Below are 18,471 nucleotides of genomic sequence, written 5' to 3'. Positions count from 1 at the left end.
CTCATGATTCAATTTTCACCTTCTGTACATCATCATTGCCTTTTAACGGATCCGTTACTTTCGGAAACCAATAGTTATAAGTAAGGATAAATACCACGAGAAGCAAGAAGATCACTAAAAGGGACTTGGCCAGGGGCAGCCGGTCCTTTTTTTCCGTTGCCGATGGAGAACTTTCAGATTCGAGTTCTGCCGCATGTTCTTTTCCAATCCGTTCGGATTTTCTTTTATGAAATTCCTTCCTCGAAGGCAGCGGACGATCGCTGATTAATTCAGATTGTTCACTCATGTTCTTCATGAGTACCACCTCCGTTGTCCTCTAGTGGGTAAGATTCGATATGAGCTGAAAGCCATCCCTTTGAAATCAGCAGTCCCAGCAACAAATCGATAAAAAAATGAGCAGTCATTGGAACAAGGAGATTTCCGGTATATTCGTATAAATATCCAAGAAGAAAGCTAAGTAGAACCGCCGCAGTGAAAAGTACTGGTTTTTTTATATACCGTACATGAAGAACAGCAAACAGTAAACTGGTCAAGCTTAGTCCCAGCAGGGGCTGTACTGCTCCCCGAAAGAGCCACTCTTCCGAGAAAGAAATAACTGCTGTAAGAACAGCAATATGCCAGACCGGCATTGATCGGAAGATCCGAACATTGATTCCTCCATCGTCCAGGGATTCTTTCGGCAGCCATTTATGTAAAAGAAGATTGATCAGGACGACTCCAATAGCCGTTCCCGCCCCAAAGACAATGATGTTAAAGCTTTCCCACCTGAGCCGGGTCAGATCAAAATGTGTAAACCACATGACCGCTATGCCAGCCGTAAAGAACAGGAATTGGGAAAAATAAATATTAATGCGTAATTCTCTGTCGCTCATCTGCTGGATCAGCTGTGCTTGATCCCAATTCTTCATGTTGATCATCACTTTCCTGATTAAAGATTAGCTTCAGCTCTTTTTGCCAATTTATTGGAGCTTCAGTCTGCAGCTGTTGTTGGCTATCTGTTTGAAAAAAAAGCTCTATATCCGCCCTGCAAAAACTGCAGCATTGCTCCGGTCGCTCCTCCAGCTCTTCATGAAAGATATGCGCAATCCTTTTCCGTTTGCAAAAATCACCCTTTATCCATTCTACCATTTCATCTATTTTTTTGCGTTTTTGAGCTTTTCTGCTTCTTATTTTTTGAAGGATACGTTTTTTCGCATCTTCTGGAAGCACGTCCCCTTCGTTTGCAAAATAACCTTCTTTTTCGAACTGATAAACGACAAATCGCCTTGCACTTTCGTTCATCTCAAATCGCTCGAGCATAGCGGCAAAACATTCACGGCCGGCTGCCGGAAGTGACGCACAGTGGAGCACTTGCCCTTCTTCAGGGAACTCATGGTCAATAAACATTCCAGGAATCTCTTCATCTCCGCTGCAGTATAACATAACAGCAAGACTTTTTTTCCCGTCTCTCCCGGCACGGCCGATTTCCTGGACATAGGACTCCATCGCCGAAGGCATATGGAAATGGATGACAAACCGAATGTTCGGCTTATTGATGCCCATTCCAAATGCGTTCGTACAGCATATGATATCCAGCTCATCATTAAGAAACTGCTTCTGGATCAGCAGCCGCTCTTCATTTTCCATACCTCCATGATAGGCAGCCACACGATGCGTCCCTCTTTGCCTAAGATGCTCGGCCAGATTTTCAGCCCAGGACCTTGTAGAGGCATAAAGAATGCCAGGACCACATAAAGTGGAGGCTAGCCCAATCGCGCGGTTCAGTTTATCCAAATGCTCGTCATATTGCTCGACAGTTAGTGCGATGTTCGGCCTGTCCACTTGATAGATATGCATCGAACAGCCTGTCATTTCGAGCTTTTCCCTAATATCGTCTCGGACTTCCGGTGTTGCAGTTGCAGTCAGGGCGAGGCATGGAGGATTCCCCAGAGCAGAGCGGCAAGAAGCCAGTTTTAAATAGCTGGTCCTGAACTCATGGCCCCATTGTGAGATACAATGCGCCTCATCAACGACAAAAAGCGAGACGCTGATTTTTTTCAATTCGTTGATCACGTATTCATTCTCAAGAATTTCAGGGGAAACATATATAAATCTATAAGAGGAGAGCCTGTGAAGTACTCGTTTTTTCTCTTCGAAATCCATGAAACTGTTCAAAGCCACTGTCCTTTTTTCCCCTGAACGCTTCAGCTGCTCCACCTGGTCTTCCATTAAAGACAGCAGTGGTGATACAACAATGATGGAGCCTGAAAAAATATAGCCTGGAAGCTGATAGCAGATAGATTTCCCCGTACCGGTAGGCATCATCGCCAGTACATCCTTTCCCATCAGGAGATCTTCTATCACTTCCCTCTGGCCCGTACGGAAATCTCTGTATCCAAATTTTTCACTTAATAGATCTGCCAGTTTCATTCCGATCACCTGCCCTTCCAAGCACGAGCCGTATTTTAAAGTAAGAGATATCGTCTCCGAGGCTTTCTTTAATACGTTTCAGTTTTTTGGTCTGAAGCTGTTGAAAGGCCGTTACAATTCGGGCATGTTCCTGCTCAGAAACATAAGGCCTGATCGAAAAATCCGGACGATGGATTGAAATCTCTACCAGATGGTCTTCAATCGTGCTTCTCTTCATCCTTCTGATGCTGATGATCTGTTCCATGCTCTTCCCCGATTTCAGCAGTCTCCATGTCTTTTGGGCGGATACAGTTAGGGGATCGTTTACTTCCAGACAATTTACGAGCCTGTTTAATATCGGATAAGTGACCGCCTCACGACCTTCGGCATATTTAAGAAGATAGTGAAGAACAAAACGGAAATTAAACTCCGCATCTTCTTCCTGCAGCCCAAGGACTGCAGCCGCTTGCTGATTTGTCAGGCCCGTCCTGCCATAACGGCTGAGCTTGAGTACAAATACCTCTGCATAGGGCTCCGGCAGTTTGCTCAAAAGCGCAAAGAATTCTTCGTATAACCTGCCGGCAACTGCCTGCCTCTCCTGTCGTTTAGGAAAAATTCGTTTCACCCTAAAATGGGTCACCGGGTCTCTTGTTGCTGGAAGAAAATCATATACGTTCCGGGTACTGTAAGACAATGCTTGTATGTATTCAGCGAGGAGTCTGGAAAACGGTATTTCTGCATCCCGGTACCGAAGTCCGTTGAACGCAAAAATGTATGGCCGCTCCTTTAAAAATTTCGTAAGTTGTTCTTCACCTTCTTCGGAAATGATGTACCGGTCTTTCAGTTTTTTAACGAAATGGGCCTCGACCAGATGGTTCACCGTCTGTTCGAATTCTTCACGCCCGAGCCCTGGGAAGACTGCAAATAAAAAGGAAAGCTCAAAAAGGTGCCCGTCAGAAAGCGTTTGTGACGTTTTTTTCCCGTTGATCAGATGCAAGATTCCTGACAGGCTCCGCTCACCATTAAATTTTTTAAAACAATAGAGCAGCAGCCCTTCTCGTGTATTCATTATCTTTCACCACACTTACAAAACTTGAGTCTTGATGCGAAGACTGATAAAGAAGCAGAACTTCGTTTCATGGAGAAACACCCGGGGAAACATGTAAATAGAGGGAGTAAAGAGATAAACCGTTATTTTTTCTATTGAAATATTGGTAGCTAATAAATTACAATATGAATAGCACACATATATTGAAGTATAACATTTTGAATGTATACGTGTTTTACTGTATAGTTCTTACCATGATTAGGAGGTTACAAATATGCCAAAGTACACAATTGTAGACAAAGACACTTGCATTGCCTGCGGAGCCTGCGGAGCTGCTGCGCCGGATATTTATGATTATGATGATGAAGGTATCGCCTTTGTTACCCTTGATGAAAACCAAGGAATTGTAGAAATTCCCGACGTATTGATCGATGACATGCAGGATGCTTTTGAAGGCTGCCCTACAGATTCTATTAAAGTGGCAGACGAACCGTTCGATGGCGATGCGTTGAAATTCGAATAGAAAAATGAAACAAGACCCTTCATGCTCACGCTGGAGGGTTTTTTGTATTCCATTTCATTTAAAAACAAATGATAACCATTGTCAATTACATTTTTTCGAAAGAGGCAGCATCTTTTCATCTCTTCGTCTGAAAGCCTTTCATTTCTAGTTACCTCATATGATCTTCTCAATTTTCGTTTGTACTCTATATAGGCGTGTGGTAAATTATCAATATTATAAAAATATTCTGCCTAGTTAAGAAAAATTACAAATCGGGAGTGGATGAAATGTTTCGAGTGCTGGCAGCAGATTCAATTGCAAAAGAAGGTATGGCGGCTCTGGAGAGTGAGTCAGAGGTTTCCGTCATCTATGGCAAGGCGGAGGACATACAAGATCCTGAAAGTATAGACGCGCTAATCGTACGGAGTGCCACTAAAGTGACAAAAGAACTTCTTACTCGTTTTAAAAACATCCGGATCGTAGCGCGTGCTGGTGTCGGAGTGGATAACATAGATCTTGATGCCGCGACAGAGAACGGTGTACTTGTTATAAATGCCCCGGACGGAAATACAATCTCTACTGCTGAACATACATTTGCGATGATTATGGCCACCCTGCGAAAAATTCCTCAGGCCAACCAATCGATTAAAGATGGAAAGTGGAGCCGCTCCAACTTCAAAGGCGCGGAGCTCTCAGGAAAAATACTCGGCATCGTAGGGCTTGGAAGAATTGGGACGGAACTGGCTAAGCGGGCTCGTGCGTTTGGCTCTAAAGTACTGGTATTTGATCCTTTTTTAACGACTGAGAGGGCCAAAACACTGCAGGTGGCTCCAGTCAGTCTTGATGAACTCCTTGAGAGCAGTGATATTATTACTGTCCATACCCCCCTTACGAAAGAAACTAAGAATCTCATCAATGCCGACAATCTATCAAAGACAAAGAAGGGGGTTTATTTGATCAATTGTGCCAGAGGCGGCATCCTCGATGAGGAGGCACTGTACACCTACTTATCAAACGGCCATATCGCCGGCTGTGCGCTTGACGTGTTTGTGCAGGAGCCCGCGGTGGAAAACCGGCTTGTTCACTTGCCGAACGTGATTGCAACACCTCATATTGCAGCATCAACTGCAGAAGCACAGATGAATGTAGCTGCCCAGGTTGCCCAAGAGATCCTGGCTTTTTCCAAAGGAAAACCGGTTAAAAACGCGATCAACCTGCCAGCTCTCTCCAATGACGACTTTCAAAAGATTTATCCGTTTTATGAGCTTGCTAAAGTTTCAGGCCAGTTTTTATCCCAATCTTTTTCTTCTCCAATAAAAGAAATCAAGATTACCTTTTCAGGTTCAATCACAGAAATGGACACTGGCTTAGTTTCTAGAGGACTTCTGTCCGGCTTCCTACAGCCAAGAGTCGACCGAATTGTCAATGATATCAATGCCACTCTTATCGCGAAAGAACAAGGCTTTTCGTTTGGCGAGAAGTATAGTACAGAAACACAAGGCTATGAAAATCTCATCGAAGCCCGTGTCATTGGAGAAACAGAAAGCTTCAGCCTTCAATCTACCTTTATTTATGGCTATGGCCCTAGAGTCGTCAACATCAATGGTTATTCTACGGACTTTGACCCCGAAGGATTTCTAGTGTACATCGAGCATGTCGATAAGCCCGGGGTCATCGGCAGGGTCGGGAAGCTGCTTGGTGACCTGGAGGTTAACATTGCGGCGATGCAGGTCGGCAGAAAGATGGCTGGCGGTGAAGCGATCATGATGCTTACCTTTGACAAAGAACTGGATCAGGACATCTTGCTGAAGATTAAAGCACTTTCTGATGTTGTATCGGCTACGACCATTAACCTGTAATTTTAAAAGCTCTGTCAGCCTGCTGAATTTCTCTAGTCTGCGGCTCTAAAGGATAAAAAAAGCATGGAGACTGCTGTCTCCATGCCTTTTTTGTTAAAACGCGATTTCTTTTCTTTCTCCCTTATCAAAGGTCATTACAGACGTATAACCAGCTTCTCTCGCAAGCTCAAATGCCTGTTCATAATCCAAGCCCACATGTGAAGGCTCATGGGCATCGGAAGAAAACACGATTGGAATCCCTTTGCTGCGGCACATCTTTAAAAGAACAGGCTCTGGATACAGACGCTGGACCGGTTTTCGCAGCCCTGCAGTAGAGATCTCTACGCACGTTTTTGAATTTTTTAGAGCGTCTGTTGCCCGTTCATACTGTTCAAGAAGAAATTCTTCATCTTTCGGTATGTAGTTAAAAATTTTAACAAGGTCGATATGGCCGATGATATCAAATAGGTTAGACTCTGCCAGCGTGACGACTTGGTCATAATATTGCCGGTATACATCATATAGATCCCTTCTGTCCCACTCCTTGCGGAACTCTGCGAGATCAATGCCAAAGTCCCCTACCCAATGGACAGAACCTATCACATAATCAAAATCATAGCTTGATATAAAACGTTTCATCTCTTTGTGACGTCCTGGCGTATAATCCATCTCAATTGACATCTTTACATCGAGATCCTTAGACCATGCCTCATGAAACAAGTTTACATAGTCTTTCATGTCATAGTATCTGCGTTCTTCCATCCAAGGCTTGCTCACAATATCTTTTGTTTGGTAAAAATGGTAGGCATGTTCGGAGATTCCGAAGTGGCTGATCTCTCTTTCCTTAGCCTGTGCAACAAATTTTTCAAGATAGTCCAGTGTGAGCGTTCCTTTTTCTAAATGATTGTGATAGTCTGTCGGCAAGCTTGCTCCTCCTCAAATTGTCCAACCTAATTCTGATGCAAATCCTTATCAACTTTTGTATCATGAATTTCCGGTTCCTTCAAGTGTTTTTCAAAACTTTCTCCTGACTTTGCATTCCCTCCTTTCCCGCCCACAAACAGAATGCCGATGCACAAGGTGATGGCCAAAACAACAAGAAAACGTCGTCCATAATCTTTCATCTTATCCTCCCTGAAACTAGAATCACCTTTTCATGTTATGCGTCTATGTATGAAACAGAACAAAAAAACGGCATTAGTGAAACTTCAACTGGGTGAAGTTCATCGCCGTTTGTTTTGTTTTCATCCATGATTCATTTTGTTTCTTATGGAACAAGAAAAATCGAGCCGTTTTCCTATTCTTCAACAGCTAGCGGCAAAAAGAACGAAAACGTCGTCCCTTCGTTCAGCTTGCTGTGAACAGAGATCGTTCCTCCGTGGCTGACCACGATATTTTTGGCGATCGCCAGACCGAGGCCGGTGCCGCCTTTCTTGCCGCGTGTCCTTGCTTTATCCGCTTTATAAAACCGTTCAAAAACGAAAGGAAGGTCTTCATCGGCAATTCCCGAGCCGTTGTCGGTCACTTCTATTTTTAATCTTTTCCCTGTATCGCCGACCCGGATGGAAACTTTGCCGCTGCTTGCGGTATGGCGGAGCGCATTATCGATCAGATTGGTCAGAACCTGTTCGATCCGGTCAGGATCGAATTGGGCCATCCCGTCTGTATCGATGGTCAGTGAAAGATCAATCTCCCTCTCTCGTGCGATGCCGTAAAACTTGCGAACGACCCGTTCAAAAAATTCAGTAACCTGCACATTGACCGGGTGAAGCTTCATCTGTCCGGCTTCCAGTCTGGCAAGGTCGAGCAGTTCATTTACGAGACGGCCCATGCGGAGAGATTCATCATGTATGATCCTGACGATTTCCTTTTCTTCTTCCTTCGAGCCTGCCACATCATCAACGATGGCTTCACTGTAGCCTTGCAGCATGGCGATGGGTGTTCGGAGTTCATGAGAGACGTTCGCGATAAAATCTTTTCTTAATTTATCCATCCGTCTCTCTTCCGTCATGTCCCTTAAGACAGCGACTGCTCCCCTGACATACGACTGATTATAGAGAGGCGTCATGACTACCACCCAGCTTCTCCCCTGAATATCAATTTCAATGTACTGTTCTTTTTCGAGCGTAACCACATTTTCAAACAACTCCGTCAGCTCATCAGGCAGAGTTCCTTCCTCGCGGCGATCCATGCCCTGTTCATAATACCAGGCCTGCAGGAACCGTTCAGCAGGTGGATTGGACACGAGGATGCTCATCCTTCTGTCAAAGGTAATGACCCCGTCCGCCATCGAACTCAAGATTCCTGACAGCTGTTCCTTTTCCTGATTCAGAGCAGTGATAAAGTTTTTCAGCTGTCTTCCCATCCTGTTAAAGGCCATGGCAAGCTCGCCGATCTCGTCATGTGTCAGCATAGGAACCTTCATATCAAACTCTCCTCTTGCCATATGAGAGGCTGCCTCCCTCATTTTTCTGAGCGGGGCCGTTATCCGGGTAGAGAGAAAGAAGGCAAAAATGGTTGTTAAAATGATCGCGATGCCCGCTGATAAAAAGATCAAACGCTTCGTATAGTTCGTGCTTTCAGCAATGTTTTCAAGTGACTGGTAGATATAGACCGCACCCGTTTTTCCGTTTTGCATTTTAAAAGGCAATCCGACGATCAACAGCCTGTTATGTTTTTCTTTCCCTTTTGACATTACCGGAAAGTCGCCTTTTTTTACGACCTTATCCCCATTTTTGTAGACAGAGGACAGGGATTCATTTTTGAAGAACACCTTTACGGGCAAATCCGGTTCCTCGTTTTTCTTCGGAACGGGGGAATAATACTCCTTTTTATCCATGATGAACATAGCATTTAATGAGTATGCATCGACCAGTTCTGAGGAAATGCGCAAAGCCTCTTCCCTGTCGTCATAATGTTCAACGAGCTCCACCATTTTTTTAGCAAGCTTGGTGAGCTGCTGTTCTGCCTGTTCATCGTGGTATCTCTCTACGAATTGTGTAAGCAGGACAGTTAAAATAAAAAGGACGACGGAAACCAAAAGTAATATGGTTACCCAGAGCTTTCCGACTACACTGCGCCAGATCATTGTTGTTCGGCTACCTCAAATTTGTAGCCCACTCCCCAGACCGTCGCAATCATCGAGGCTGCTTCCGGTGAAACTTTGTTTAGCTTCTCACGAAGACGTTTAACATGCGTGTCTACTGTCCGCAGATCACCGAAGAACTCATAGTTCCATACATCTTTTAAAAGCTGCTCCCTCGCATATACTTTATCCGGTGTCTTCGCCAGATAATACAGCAGCTCGTACTCTTTTGGCGTAAGATTGACTTCCTTTCCTCCGGCGATCACGCGGTGTGCGTCATGATCAATCGTCAGATGCGGGAATACGATAATATTTTTAGCGACGGATTCCGTCTGAAGGAACTTAGTTGATGAAGACCTGCGCAGCAGCGCCTTCACTCTCAGGATGACCTCCCTTGGGCTGAAAGGTTTTACGATATAATCATCAGCACCGGATTCAAAGCCGTGGATCCGGTTCATCTCTTCTCCTTTTGCCGTAAGCATGATGACAGGCGTCGCTTTCCTTTGACGCAGTTTTTCACAGACTTCCATACCATCCATACCCGGCATCATCACGTCCAGCAAGATGAGGTCATAATTTAAGGTCAAAGAGTAGTCAAGCGCTTCCTCTCCGTTCTCCGCTTCATCTACATCATAATTTTCTCTTTCAAGATACATTTTTAAGAGCTTGCGAATCCTTTCTTCATCATCAACAACAAGAATTTTTGCTTCTTTTTCCACTGCTGTTCCTCCATTTCTTATGTATCTGCTCTTCTATCATACATGAACACTCTGTATATCACAAAACCCTTCATACCAGGCATTAAATCCTGACATGAAGGGTTTGGCTTTCTCCATATTTACGCGTAAGAATGCAGTCCGGAAATGACCAGGTTCACCGCAACCAGGTTGAACATGATGATGACAAAACCGATGACGCAAAGCCAGGCAGACTTTTCGCCATGCCAGCCCCGTGAAAGCCTGAAGTGCAGATAGGCAGCATAGAACAGGAACGTGATCAGAGCCCAAACCTCCTTTGGATCCCATCCCCAGAACCTTGTCCATGCCTGCTGAGCCCAGATCATCGCAAAAATGAGAGCGCCAAGTGTAAAGACAGGAAAACCAATGGCCACCGATCGATAGCTGATCTCATCCACAAGATCCGGTTTTAAATTCTTGAGCTTTGGCTGAATGGCTGCCGCGATCCGTTTTCTTAAGATCAGCCGGATGATGCCATACAGCACACCGCCCGTAAGCAGGGACCAAATGAATGTATTAAATTTCTTCGGCGCTTCTTCACCGTTCATCCAGGAAGGAGCGTTCAGAAGCGGTCCGAAGTGATTGTCTGCCTGTGTTCCATTCGGCGGACCGACAAGAGCCGGCACATTATACGTGAGCTCAGTTTTTTGATCCTTCTTGTCCGTCCAATCAAATTTCGTCTCATAACCAGCAGCAGAAGAGATTGCACTGACAAGCACGAATCCAAGCACACATAAGAGCAGGTACATGATGATTTCAATCATCTTTGTCTTTTTGGAAGAAACCGTTTGGTCGACCATGCGGATCAGATAGATGAAACCTGCTACAAATGAGATCGACAGGATCCCTTCTCCGAGTGCTGCAGTTGTTACGTGTATTTTCAGCCAGTCACTTTGAAGGGCTGGAATCAGCGGTGCGATATCTCTCGGGAACATGCTTCCGTATGCGATGACCAGCAGGGCGATCGGCATCGCAAAAACCCCGAGGGCATTCGTTCTGTAGATGCCATACAACAGAATGAAAGCAAACACCATCATCATTCCGAAGAACGTTGTAAATTCAAAAAGGTTGCTGACCGGAGCATGGCCGCTCGCGATCCACCGCGTAACGAAATATCCAAGCTGTGAAATAAAGCCCAGGATGGAAAGACCATATCCGATTCTCCCCCACTTCCTGGTATAAGCTGCTTTCTCGTTTCCTTTTTTGTCGGAAAGCGACATGGCAAAGACGGCTGTTGCAATTAGATAGATAATAAAGGCGATATAAAGCAGATTACTGCTAAGTTCAGCCATAATAACCTCCTGTCAGGGCTTAAGCGCTTTTTTCGTCGCTTTGGTCAACAGGCATGACCAGCCCGGATTCCTGTGATATGGCCTGCATTTCTTTTTTCAGGCCAAACCAGTTTTTATTCGTATGGGCAGCGATCCACAATTGCCCGTTTTTCTGCTGAATCCAAATTCTGCGGTGGTTCCAGTACAGACCCTGAACTACTCCAAGCATGAAGATGATTCCGCCAACGATAATGATTGGAAGTGTTCTGTCTTTTTTCACGGTTAATGCTGATACGTTTTTGGTTTCGAGTCCGGAGAAAGTCATCTTATACTTGTTCTTTCCGGCCTCGACGTTCTTCCGGATTCCAATAAAAGCGGTTTCTCCTTTTGGTGTTTCAGGAGTAAACATCTTAAATACGAATGCAGGATTGTCGGGAACACTGTTTTCTGTTGCAGGCTGGCCGTCTTCATCAAGCTTGAAGTTAGGGAAATATTCTATCATTTTCACTTTGTAGCCGTTTCCAAGATTATACTCGGATTTAGGATTAAAGAGATTGATCTTGATTTCTCCAAAGCTTTTGCCCGTCGATTTCTTTTCAAGCTTCAGGTTCATTCTATGAAACTCGTTCAGCTTGAAATCCACTTGATAGAGGGCATAGTCCCCAAAAGCAAGCGGCTCGTTCACTTTGATCTTAGCATCTTTGACTTTTTTCAGTTGTGGAGCTTCTCCAACCACATGTGAAGGATCGGCATGATAAAGCGTGACATTGCTCTGATAGTTCTTCGGCACCTCGTTGTTCACCTGATTCAGTGCATTGGAAAACTGCTTGTCCTTTTTATTGTAGAGCTCCATGACGAATTTATGGTTCTTGGCATAGTACTGGCCTTCATCCGTTTTTGTGCCAGGGATGGCGGCCGTCTCCCCTTCTCTGATCCAGAGGGTCTGATCGGTATACATGCCAGGGAAGAAACGGAGCATGGCACCGATCAGGAAGATGATGAGCCCGGTATGGTTTACGTATGGGCCCCATCTGGAAAATCGGTTCTTCTCAGCGAGGATATTGCCGTTGTCTTCTTTTATTTTGTAGCGCTTTCCCAAGAGAACCTTCTTCACTTGTTCAAATGAAATTCCATGATCTGAAACTGCAAAAAGGCGCTGTCTTTTCATAAAGCTTTCATGGCGTGTCACCCGCTGGTGCTTTAAGGCCCTGTATAGGGGAACACCCCTGTCAATACTCACAATAATTAAAGAAATACCTAAAGCGGCGAGCAGCAGTAAAAACCACCAAGACCCGTATAGATTGTGAAAACCGAGCAGATAGAAGATCTGCCCCGGAGTGCCGTACTCTTGTTTATAATACGTCGTTGGATCCACATTGGGAGGTATGTACATTTCCTGCGGAAATATAGTGCCGATCGCAGCCGCTACCAGGATGACAATGATAATTCCAATGCCTACTTTTACAGAAGAAAAGAAGTTCCAAATCTTATCGATAAAGGTTTTATTGTAGGTCTGTGAACGAACCGCGCTGCCCTCATATCTCATGTTGATGAGCTCTCCCGAATGTTCGTTGCTTAACGGCTTCCCGCACGATTCACAAATCTCAGTTCCGAACGGATTCTTGTGGCCGCATTCACATTGTATGGTTTTCAATTTTGCACACCCCGTTACGGCTTGATTTTTTCCATGTACGTTTTAATTGTTTGATTGGATAATGATTCACTCGTTTTTTCAATGATGTTTCCATTCTTGTCAACAAGGAATGTTGTTGGAATGGGACCTATGCCATAAGCTTTCGTCACTTCACGAGAACCATCGAGCGGAATGGGGAAAGACAAATGGAACCGGTCTGCAAAGTTTTTTACAGAAACATTGGATTCCCCGACATTGACGGCGAGAATCTCTACTCCTTGTTTCTGATACTTTTTATACTCTTTTTGCATGTACGGCATCTCCCGCCGACAAGGCTTGCACCATGTTCCCCAGAAGTTCAGGAACACTCCTTTGCCTTTATAGTCTGACAGCCGGACTTTGTTTCCCTGCAAATCCGTCAGCTCAAAATCGGGTGCTTTATTTCCCTTTTGCACACTGCCGTTCCTGTCTTGAAACACATTATTATAGAAGGTATAACCGACGGCAATGGCTATGATGGCAAGAAGAATTGAGCGAAACACCAGTCTTCTTTTCTTTTTCAATTATGACGCCCCCATCTTATATGTTCCCAACTTAACTATAACGCTTGAAATTTTATTTATGGCCTCTCTTTTTTGACGGTTGTGTGACAGCTTGGTTGCGAAGCTGTTTGACTTCATGCGGTGTCAGTTCTCTAAATTCACCGGGATTGAGACCTTTCACATCTAAAAACGCATAGCGCTCCCTCTTCAGTTTCATAACCGGATGCCCGATCGCTTCAAACATTCTTCTGACTTGCCGGTTTCTTCCTTCATGGATGATCAGCTCAATAATAGAGGTTTGTTTCTTTCTGTCCCCTGAGATGAACTTCACTTTTGCAGGCGCTGTCTTTCCATCCTCAAGCATGACACCTTTTTCCATTTTTTTCAGCACTTCGCGTTCAGGAATTCCTTTAACTTTGGCGATATATGATTTGTCCACCTTGTATTTGGGATGCATCAGTTCATTGGCGAATGCTCCGTCATTGGTCATGATCAATACACCAGATGTGTCATAATCCAAACGGCCGACAGGAAAAATGCGTTCCTCTACGATATCCTGAAAATAATCGGTTACGACTTTTCTTCCTTTATCATCTGAAACAGCGGTAATGACACCAGATGGCTTGTACAGCAGAAAATACACCGGTGCCTCCCTTTCTATCTGCACTCCATTCACTTCAATGCGGTCCTTTGCGGTAACCTTCGTGCCAAGCTCCTGCACAACGGATCCGTTGACTTTAACTTTTCCTTCCAATATCAACTCTTCAGCTTTACGCCTTGATGTAATTCCGCTCTGGGCAATTACCTTTTGTAAACGTTCCATGATTTCACCTCATTTAACATCATACTCTGTACATCTTTATTTCTCAAGTTGAGCATTGACATCTTCTTGACACAAAAACACACCGAACCATGAAGATTCGGTGTGTTCTATGAAAATACGATGGTAACGACGACAATGGATGCAATAAAACCCACCAAGTCTGCAAGGAGTCCGACTTTCAGCGCGTATCCCATCTTGCGGATGCCAACAGCACCAAAGTAGACCGTCAATACGTAGAACGTCGTATCCGTGCTTCCTTGAATGGTAGAAGCCAGCCTGCCAATGAATGAATCAGGCCCATGCGAAGCAATAAGGTCAGAGGTCATGCCTAGCGCTCCGCTTCCAGAGATTGTGCGCATCAGCCCAAGCGGCACTACTTCACCGGGCACGTGTATCAAGTCAAATATCGGTTTGCCGAAGTCCAGCAGCAGATCAAGAGCACCTGAGGCTCGGAACACAGAGATGGAAACAAGCATCCCCACCAGGTAAGGAATCATGGAGACCGCAAGAGAGAAACCTTCTTTGCCTCCTTCCACAAACGCTTCATAGGTCGGTACTTTTTTCACTGTTCCATACAGCAGGATTAAACCGATTAAAAAAGGGATAAACCAGATGGAAAATGAATTTATGAAACTCATAATCTACTTTTTCCCCTTCCTGATCGACCGATAATAGAAAAAACGGTCAATACAAAGTGCAAACACCGTTGAGACGGCAGTAGCCAGCAGTGTTGTACCTACAATGTCTGTTGGATTGGAGGATCCATAATTCATTCTGATCGCAATAATGGTTGTAGGAATTAACGTGATGCTCGACGTGTTGATGGCGAGAAGAGTGATCATCGACCGGCTCGCTTCATTCTTTCCCCCGTTCAATTTCTTAAGCTGTTCCATCGCTTTAATTCCCATAGGTGTCGCTGCGTTCCCCAGACCAAAGAGATTCGCTACCATGTTGGATAATATATATCCAAGTGCCGGATGGCCCTCTGGAACATCAGGGAAAAGCCGTTTGACGAGAGGGCGGAAGAGCAGGGCGAGCATTTCAAGGAGACCGCCCTTTTCCGCAATTTTCATAAGCCCTAGCCAAAAAACCAGGATACTGACCATTCCAAGGCTGATGGTTACCGCTTCCTGAGCGCTTTTAAACACAGCAGCATTCACTTTATCCACGTTTCCAGTCAGCATGGCGACAATAAATCCAATCACCATCATTCCTACCCAAATATAATTAACCATGTTTTGCACCTGAGGTGATGGAGAATAGGAAAGCCACCATATCTTTAAACACACTCCAGAAGCTCTTGCTGTCTTCCTTCACCAAACCTTTTCCCTCATAATACAGAGGCATGTCTGCAATCATCGTGTCCCCCAGCATCACTTTCATTTTGCCAATCGGTTTAGGAACCGCCCCATCCTTCCATTTTCCGCCTTTTGGAGGCTGATACAGGGTGACGGATTTCTGAATTTGTTTTTTCTCGGTTTTCATCAGTGGATAACGAAGATCTCTTGAGGCTTCAATCTTATTTTTATAGGCTTTCAGCTTGATTCCGCCCACTACCCCTTTTTTTACCACTCTGACCAGATCGAACGATTGAAATCCCCAATTGAACATTGCCGCATGATCATCCCAGTCGTTTGGATCGTTCAGTGTTACAGCGATCAGCCCCATTCCATCTTTCTTGGCCGTTGATACGAGCGTCCGTTTTGCAAGCTTCGTATAGCCCGTTTTTCCTCCCGTAGAATAAGGATACCGTTTTAGCATTTTATTCTTATTGCGCCAGACTCGGTCCCATTTTTCACCTTCTTGCGGCGAACGGTAGATTTCCGAGGCTGAAATCTCGCTAAACTGCCGATTCTCCATCGCATAACGTGTGAGCACCGCCATGTCGTAAGCGGTGGAATAATGGTCATCATGATCATCCAGCCCATGAGGGTTGCGGAACAGCGTGTTCTTCATCCCGATCTCCTGTGCTTTTTGATTCATCATGTATACGAAGCCGTCGAGGCTGCCTCCGACATATTCAGCGATGGCCACTGCTGAATCATTTCCCGAACGAAGCATGAGACCGTATATGAGATCTTTCAGGGGAATGCGCTCACCAGGCTTTAAATAAAGCGATGAGCCTTCCGTTTTCGTCGCTCTATCACTAACCTTCACCCGGTCCTGAAGTTTTCCGGACTCGATGGCAAGGATAGCAGTCATGATCTTCGTAATGCTTGCGATCCTCATTTGCCGGTGTTCGTTTCTTGCATATAGAATCCTGCCTGAATCCTGATCCATAAGGATGGCAGCCCTAGCTGAAACACCAGGCCCGTCCGCATGAGCGGCAAATGGTGTACAAACAAAGGCCAAGATGGCTATTAGTATCGGCAATATCCATTTTTTCGTTGTATAGAGCATATGTATCCCGTCCTTAGTTGTTTTGTACAAGTTTATGCAAAAACAGGACGGTTATGATGGTAAATTATATCCAATTATGTTTTATCACTTGGAATGAACCTTTGTTTCCGGCCAAACCGCTGACTGTAATCGGTTGCTTCCTTAAGAGCTCTTTCTTCTGCCGGAATGCGGACAGAAAGGATCAATGCATTAAAAGCAAGAAAAAGAAAGCCTGTGAAATAGGCCTGGAAAACAAGCGGTATCGTAATGATCTCAAGGGTTACAATACAATAGTTTGGATGTCTGATATATTTGTATGGCCCTCTTGCCACCACTTGTGCCCCGGGTAGTATAATAATCTTTGTGTTCCAATACATTCCCAGCGTTGTCAGGCACCAAACACGGGCAAGCTGTGCCAGTAAAAAGACGGAGAAGGGAATCCACCACCATGCGGCGGGCTCTTTATGGAAAAGTGTGACTTCCAAAAACAATGAAACAAAAAAAGAAGCATGGATCATGACCATCCATTTGTAATGTCGCTGCCCTGCCTCAACTGCTCCTTTGGAAAGCATCAGCTTTTCATTCCTCCTGGCTATGAAGAGCTCTCCCAGCCTTTGAAGAATGAGCATACCGAGAAAAAGAAAAAACATAGCATCTCCCCCTTACGACCATTGAATATACAGCAGTTCAGAAGAAAAACCAGGTCCCAGTGCAGCCATCAGTCCGGTTTCACCCTTATCCGGCATTCTTGCCATAAACCGTTCCATGACATAAAACACCGTAGCGGACGACATATTGCCAAATTCCCTGAGCACCGCTTTGGATATCGCCGTCTTCTCAGGCCGCATCTCCAGTGCATCCAAATAGGCGTCCAATACTTTTTTACCTCCGGGATGAGCGATAAAGTGCTGTATGTCTCGTCCGGATAAATTGTTATTTTCGAGAAACTCATCTACATTCGGTTTAAGCCATTCCCGTATGATATTTGGAATGTCCCGTGAAAACACAACGTATAGCCCGTTGTCTTTCACATCCCATCCCATCACATCTTCGGAATTTGGCATAAGGGTTGACATGGTATCCTTCACTTCGGGAATGGACAGAAGGGCTGAAGCTTCTGCCACATCAGATTCATCTCCGCAAAGAAGCGCACATCCCACGCCATCTGAAAAGAGTGATGTCCCGACAAGGTTGCTCTTACTGTGATCATCGTGCTGAAACGTTAAACTGCAAAGCTCCACACTAAGAACGAGAACGCATGCTTTTGGATACGCACGGCAATAGTCATATGCCCTTGAAAAACCGGCAGCCCCTCCTGCACAGCCAAGCCCCCAGATCGGCACCCGTTTTGTATGCGGCGAGAATGGGAGCTCGTTCATGATTCTCGCCTCAATGCTCGGTGTAGAAAACCCTGAACTGGAAATAAAGAAAATCGCATCAATTTCCTGGAAATTGACTTTACGGTTCAAAAATGGGGAATCCTGCAGGCATTTACTAATTGCCCTGCTCCCATACTTCGTTGCAGTCTCAATGTAAATATCGTTTTTCTCCTGAAGAGTATGTGTTTCCTTGAACCATTCCAGCGGTTTTGTGAAATGCCTTGTCTCAATTTCGCCGTTGTGAAATACTTTTAAAAGTCTCTCAATATCTTTAAACGACGAAGAAAATAACCCTCGTGCAAATTCGAGAGCCTGCTCCTGTTTCAGCTTATGTGGAAGATTAGTGGTTTGGACGGATACTATTTTGGGCATGTTTGAACCTCCGTATAGGTTGTTCTATAAGTTTTCCCTCTTTGCACCCGTTTTACGCCAGTATTTGCAGCCACAAAAAAAGTCTCCCGAAAGGAGACGCTTTTTCAACGGTGCTTCGCTTTTTTCCAGATTTCTTTTAATTCCACCCAGTCCATGTTCTGAAAAAGAGACCGAAAGTTTTCTTCATTGTTCATGTAAATCCTTCTTCGTTTTTGGGCTTCCTTTAACTGAAGCAAGGCTGCAAGTGCTGCGATGTCTTTGATCATCAGCTGTTCTCCGTTCTCTGTGGCCAATTGTTCGGAGATGAGAGGCTGAAGCCGTTCTTCAAAATATTTCACATACAGCAGCTGAAGACTCCTTTCGTTTCCATCCTGTTCATAGACCACCTCTGAACGGTTAAAGAATTCTTCTGGCGAGTTTGGCTTTTCCTTCACCAGCTCATAGCCGGTACATGCTTTAATTTTCAAAGCATTC

The 18,471-nt window shown here is 44.9% G+C and carries 20 protein-coding genes; 2 read left to right on the top strand and 18 right to left on the bottom strand.

Annotated features, from left to right (window positions below):
- Position 1: 1 nt before the first annotated feature.
- From ABHN01_RS12250 to ABHN01_RS12235, 4 genes are read right to left on the bottom strand one after another with little or no spacing between them, the layout of a single operon-like run.
- Positions 2-295, bottom strand: coding sequence for a hypothetical protein (locus ABHN01_RS12250; protein WP_429875755.1), 294 nt, complete (start codon positions 293-295; stop codon positions 2-4).
- Positions 279-908: a CPBP family intramembrane glutamic endopeptidase gene (locus ABHN01_RS12245; protein ID WP_429875754.1), complete on the bottom strand. Its 630-nt coding sequence runs from the start codon at positions 906-908 to the stop codon at positions 279-281. Before ABHN01_RS12245 ends, ABHN01_RS12250 begins: the two co-directional genes overlap by 17 nt.
- The gene (locus ABHN01_RS12240; RefSeq protein ID WP_429875753.1) at positions 847-2,409 is read right to left on the bottom strand and encodes a RecQ family ATP-dependent DNA helicase; all 1,563 of its coding nucleotides are present in this window, start codon (positions 2,407-2,409) and stop codon (positions 847-849) included. The genes ABHN01_RS12245 and ABHN01_RS12240 overlap by 62 nt, the downstream gene beginning before the upstream one ends.
- Entirely contained in the window at positions 2,384-3,457 is a 1,074-nt protein-coding gene (locus ABHN01_RS12235) for a helix-turn-helix domain-containing protein (protein ID WP_429875752.1), read from the bottom strand. Before ABHN01_RS12235 ends, ABHN01_RS12240 begins: the two co-directional genes overlap by 26 nt.
- 253 nt (positions 3,458-3,710) lie before the next feature.
- On the opposite strand from ABHN01_RS12235, the gene ABHN01_RS12230 reads away from it, so the two are divergent.
- Positions 3,711-3,959 carry a ferredoxin gene (locus tag ABHN01_RS12230; RefSeq protein WP_062235300.1) on the top strand — a complete coding sequence of 83 codons (249 nt, stop codon included), beginning with the start codon at positions 3,711-3,713 and terminating at the stop codon, positions 3,957-3,959.
- A 266-nt stretch (positions 3,960-4,225) separates the two neighbouring features.
- Positions 4,226-5,797, top strand: coding sequence for a phosphoglycerate dehydrogenase (gene serA / locus ABHN01_RS12225; RefSeq protein ID WP_429875751.1), 1,572 nt, complete (start codon positions 4,226-4,228; stop codon positions 5,795-5,797).
- Positions 5,798-5,890: 93 nt separating this feature from the next.
- On the opposite strand, the gene ABHN01_RS12220 is transcribed toward serA, so the two are convergent.
- From ABHN01_RS12220 to ABHN01_RS12155, 14 genes are all read right to left on the bottom strand, one after another.
- Entirely contained in the window at positions 5,891-6,700 is an 810-nt protein-coding gene (locus ABHN01_RS12220) for a histidinol-phosphatase (RefSeq protein WP_429875750.1), read from the bottom strand.
- A gap of 26 nt (positions 6,701-6,726) precedes the next feature.
- Positions 6,727-6,900: a hypothetical protein gene (locus ABHN01_RS12215; protein ID WP_290400723.1), complete on the bottom strand. Its 174-nt coding sequence runs from the start codon at positions 6,898-6,900 to the stop codon at positions 6,727-6,729.
- Between the two features lie 173 nt (positions 6,901-7,073).
- Positions 7,074-8,864, bottom strand: coding sequence for an ATP-binding protein (locus ABHN01_RS12210; RefSeq protein ID WP_429875749.1), 1,791 nt, complete (start codon positions 8,862-8,864; stop codon positions 7,074-7,076).
- On the bottom strand, positions 8,861-9,580 hold the full coding sequence (locus tag ABHN01_RS12205) for a response regulator transcription factor (protein WP_290400725.1): 720 nt from the start codon (positions 9,578-9,580) through the stop codon (positions 8,861-8,863). The genes ABHN01_RS12210 and ABHN01_RS12205 overlap by 4 nt, the downstream gene beginning before the upstream one ends.
- Before the next feature lie 119 nt (positions 9,581-9,699).
- Entirely contained in the window at positions 9,700-10,890 is a 1,191-nt protein-coding gene (gene ccsB, locus ABHN01_RS12200; protein WP_290400726.1) for a c-type cytochrome biogenesis protein CcsB, read from the bottom strand.
- Between the two features lie 19 nt (positions 10,891-10,909).
- Positions 10,910-12,523 carry a cytochrome c biogenesis protein ResB gene (gene resB, locus ABHN01_RS12195; protein WP_429875748.1) on the bottom strand — a complete coding sequence of 538 codons (1,614 nt, stop codon included), beginning with the start codon at positions 12,521-12,523 and terminating at the stop codon, positions 10,910-10,912.
- 14 nt (positions 12,524-12,537) lie between these two features.
- Positions 12,538-13,065, bottom strand: coding sequence for a thiol-disulfide oxidoreductase ResA (resA, locus tag ABHN01_RS12190; RefSeq protein WP_429875747.1), 528 nt, complete (start codon positions 13,063-13,065; stop codon positions 12,538-12,540).
- Between the two features lie 52 nt (positions 13,066-13,117).
- A complete protein-coding gene (locus tag ABHN01_RS12185) occupies positions 13,118-13,867 on the bottom strand; it encodes a pseudouridine synthase (protein WP_290400729.1) in 750 nt (249 codons plus the stop codon).
- Positions 13,868-13,974: 107 nt separating this feature from the next.
- Entirely contained in the window at positions 13,975-14,505 is a 531-nt protein-coding gene (locus tag ABHN01_RS12180; RefSeq protein WP_290400730.1) for a spore maturation protein, read from the bottom strand.
- Positions 14,506-14,508: 3 nt separating this feature from the next.
- Entirely contained in the window at positions 14,509-15,102 is a 594-nt protein-coding gene (locus tag ABHN01_RS12175; protein ID WP_290400731.1) for a nucleoside recognition domain-containing protein, read from the bottom strand.
- Positions 15,095-16,267, bottom strand: a complete 1,173-nt coding sequence (locus tag ABHN01_RS12170) for a D-alanyl-D-alanine carboxypeptidase family protein (protein WP_429875746.1) — start codon at positions 16,265-16,267, stop codon at positions 15,095-15,097. The genes ABHN01_RS12175 and ABHN01_RS12170 overlap by 8 nt, the downstream gene beginning before the upstream one ends.
- A gap of 74 nt (positions 16,268-16,341) precedes the next feature.
- Positions 16,342-16,896, bottom strand: coding sequence for an isoprenylcysteine carboxyl methyltransferase family protein (locus ABHN01_RS12165; protein WP_429875745.1), 555 nt, complete (start codon positions 16,894-16,896; stop codon positions 16,342-16,344).
- Positions 16,897-16,908: 12 nt separating this feature from the next.
- On the bottom strand, positions 16,909-17,997 hold the full coding sequence (locus ABHN01_RS12160) for a type III polyketide synthase (protein ID WP_429875744.1): 1,089 nt from the start codon (positions 17,995-17,997) through the stop codon (positions 16,909-16,911).
- A 104-nt stretch (positions 17,998-18,101) separates the two neighbouring features.
- Complete coding sequence (locus tag ABHN01_RS12155; protein WP_429875743.1) at positions 18,102-18,464, bottom strand: hypothetical protein; 363 nt, start codon at positions 18,462-18,464, stop codon at positions 18,102-18,104.
- Positions 18,465-18,471: the final 7 nt, after the last annotated feature.

Source organism: Fictibacillus sp. NRS-1165, from assembly GCF_050468105.1.
GTDB lineage: Bacteria > Bacillota > Bacilli > Bacillales > Fictibacillaceae > Fictibacillus_C > Fictibacillus_C terrinigri.
The sequence above is the reverse complement of the archived record's forward strand: the minus strand, read 5'-3'. Positions and strand labels throughout refer to the sequence as shown.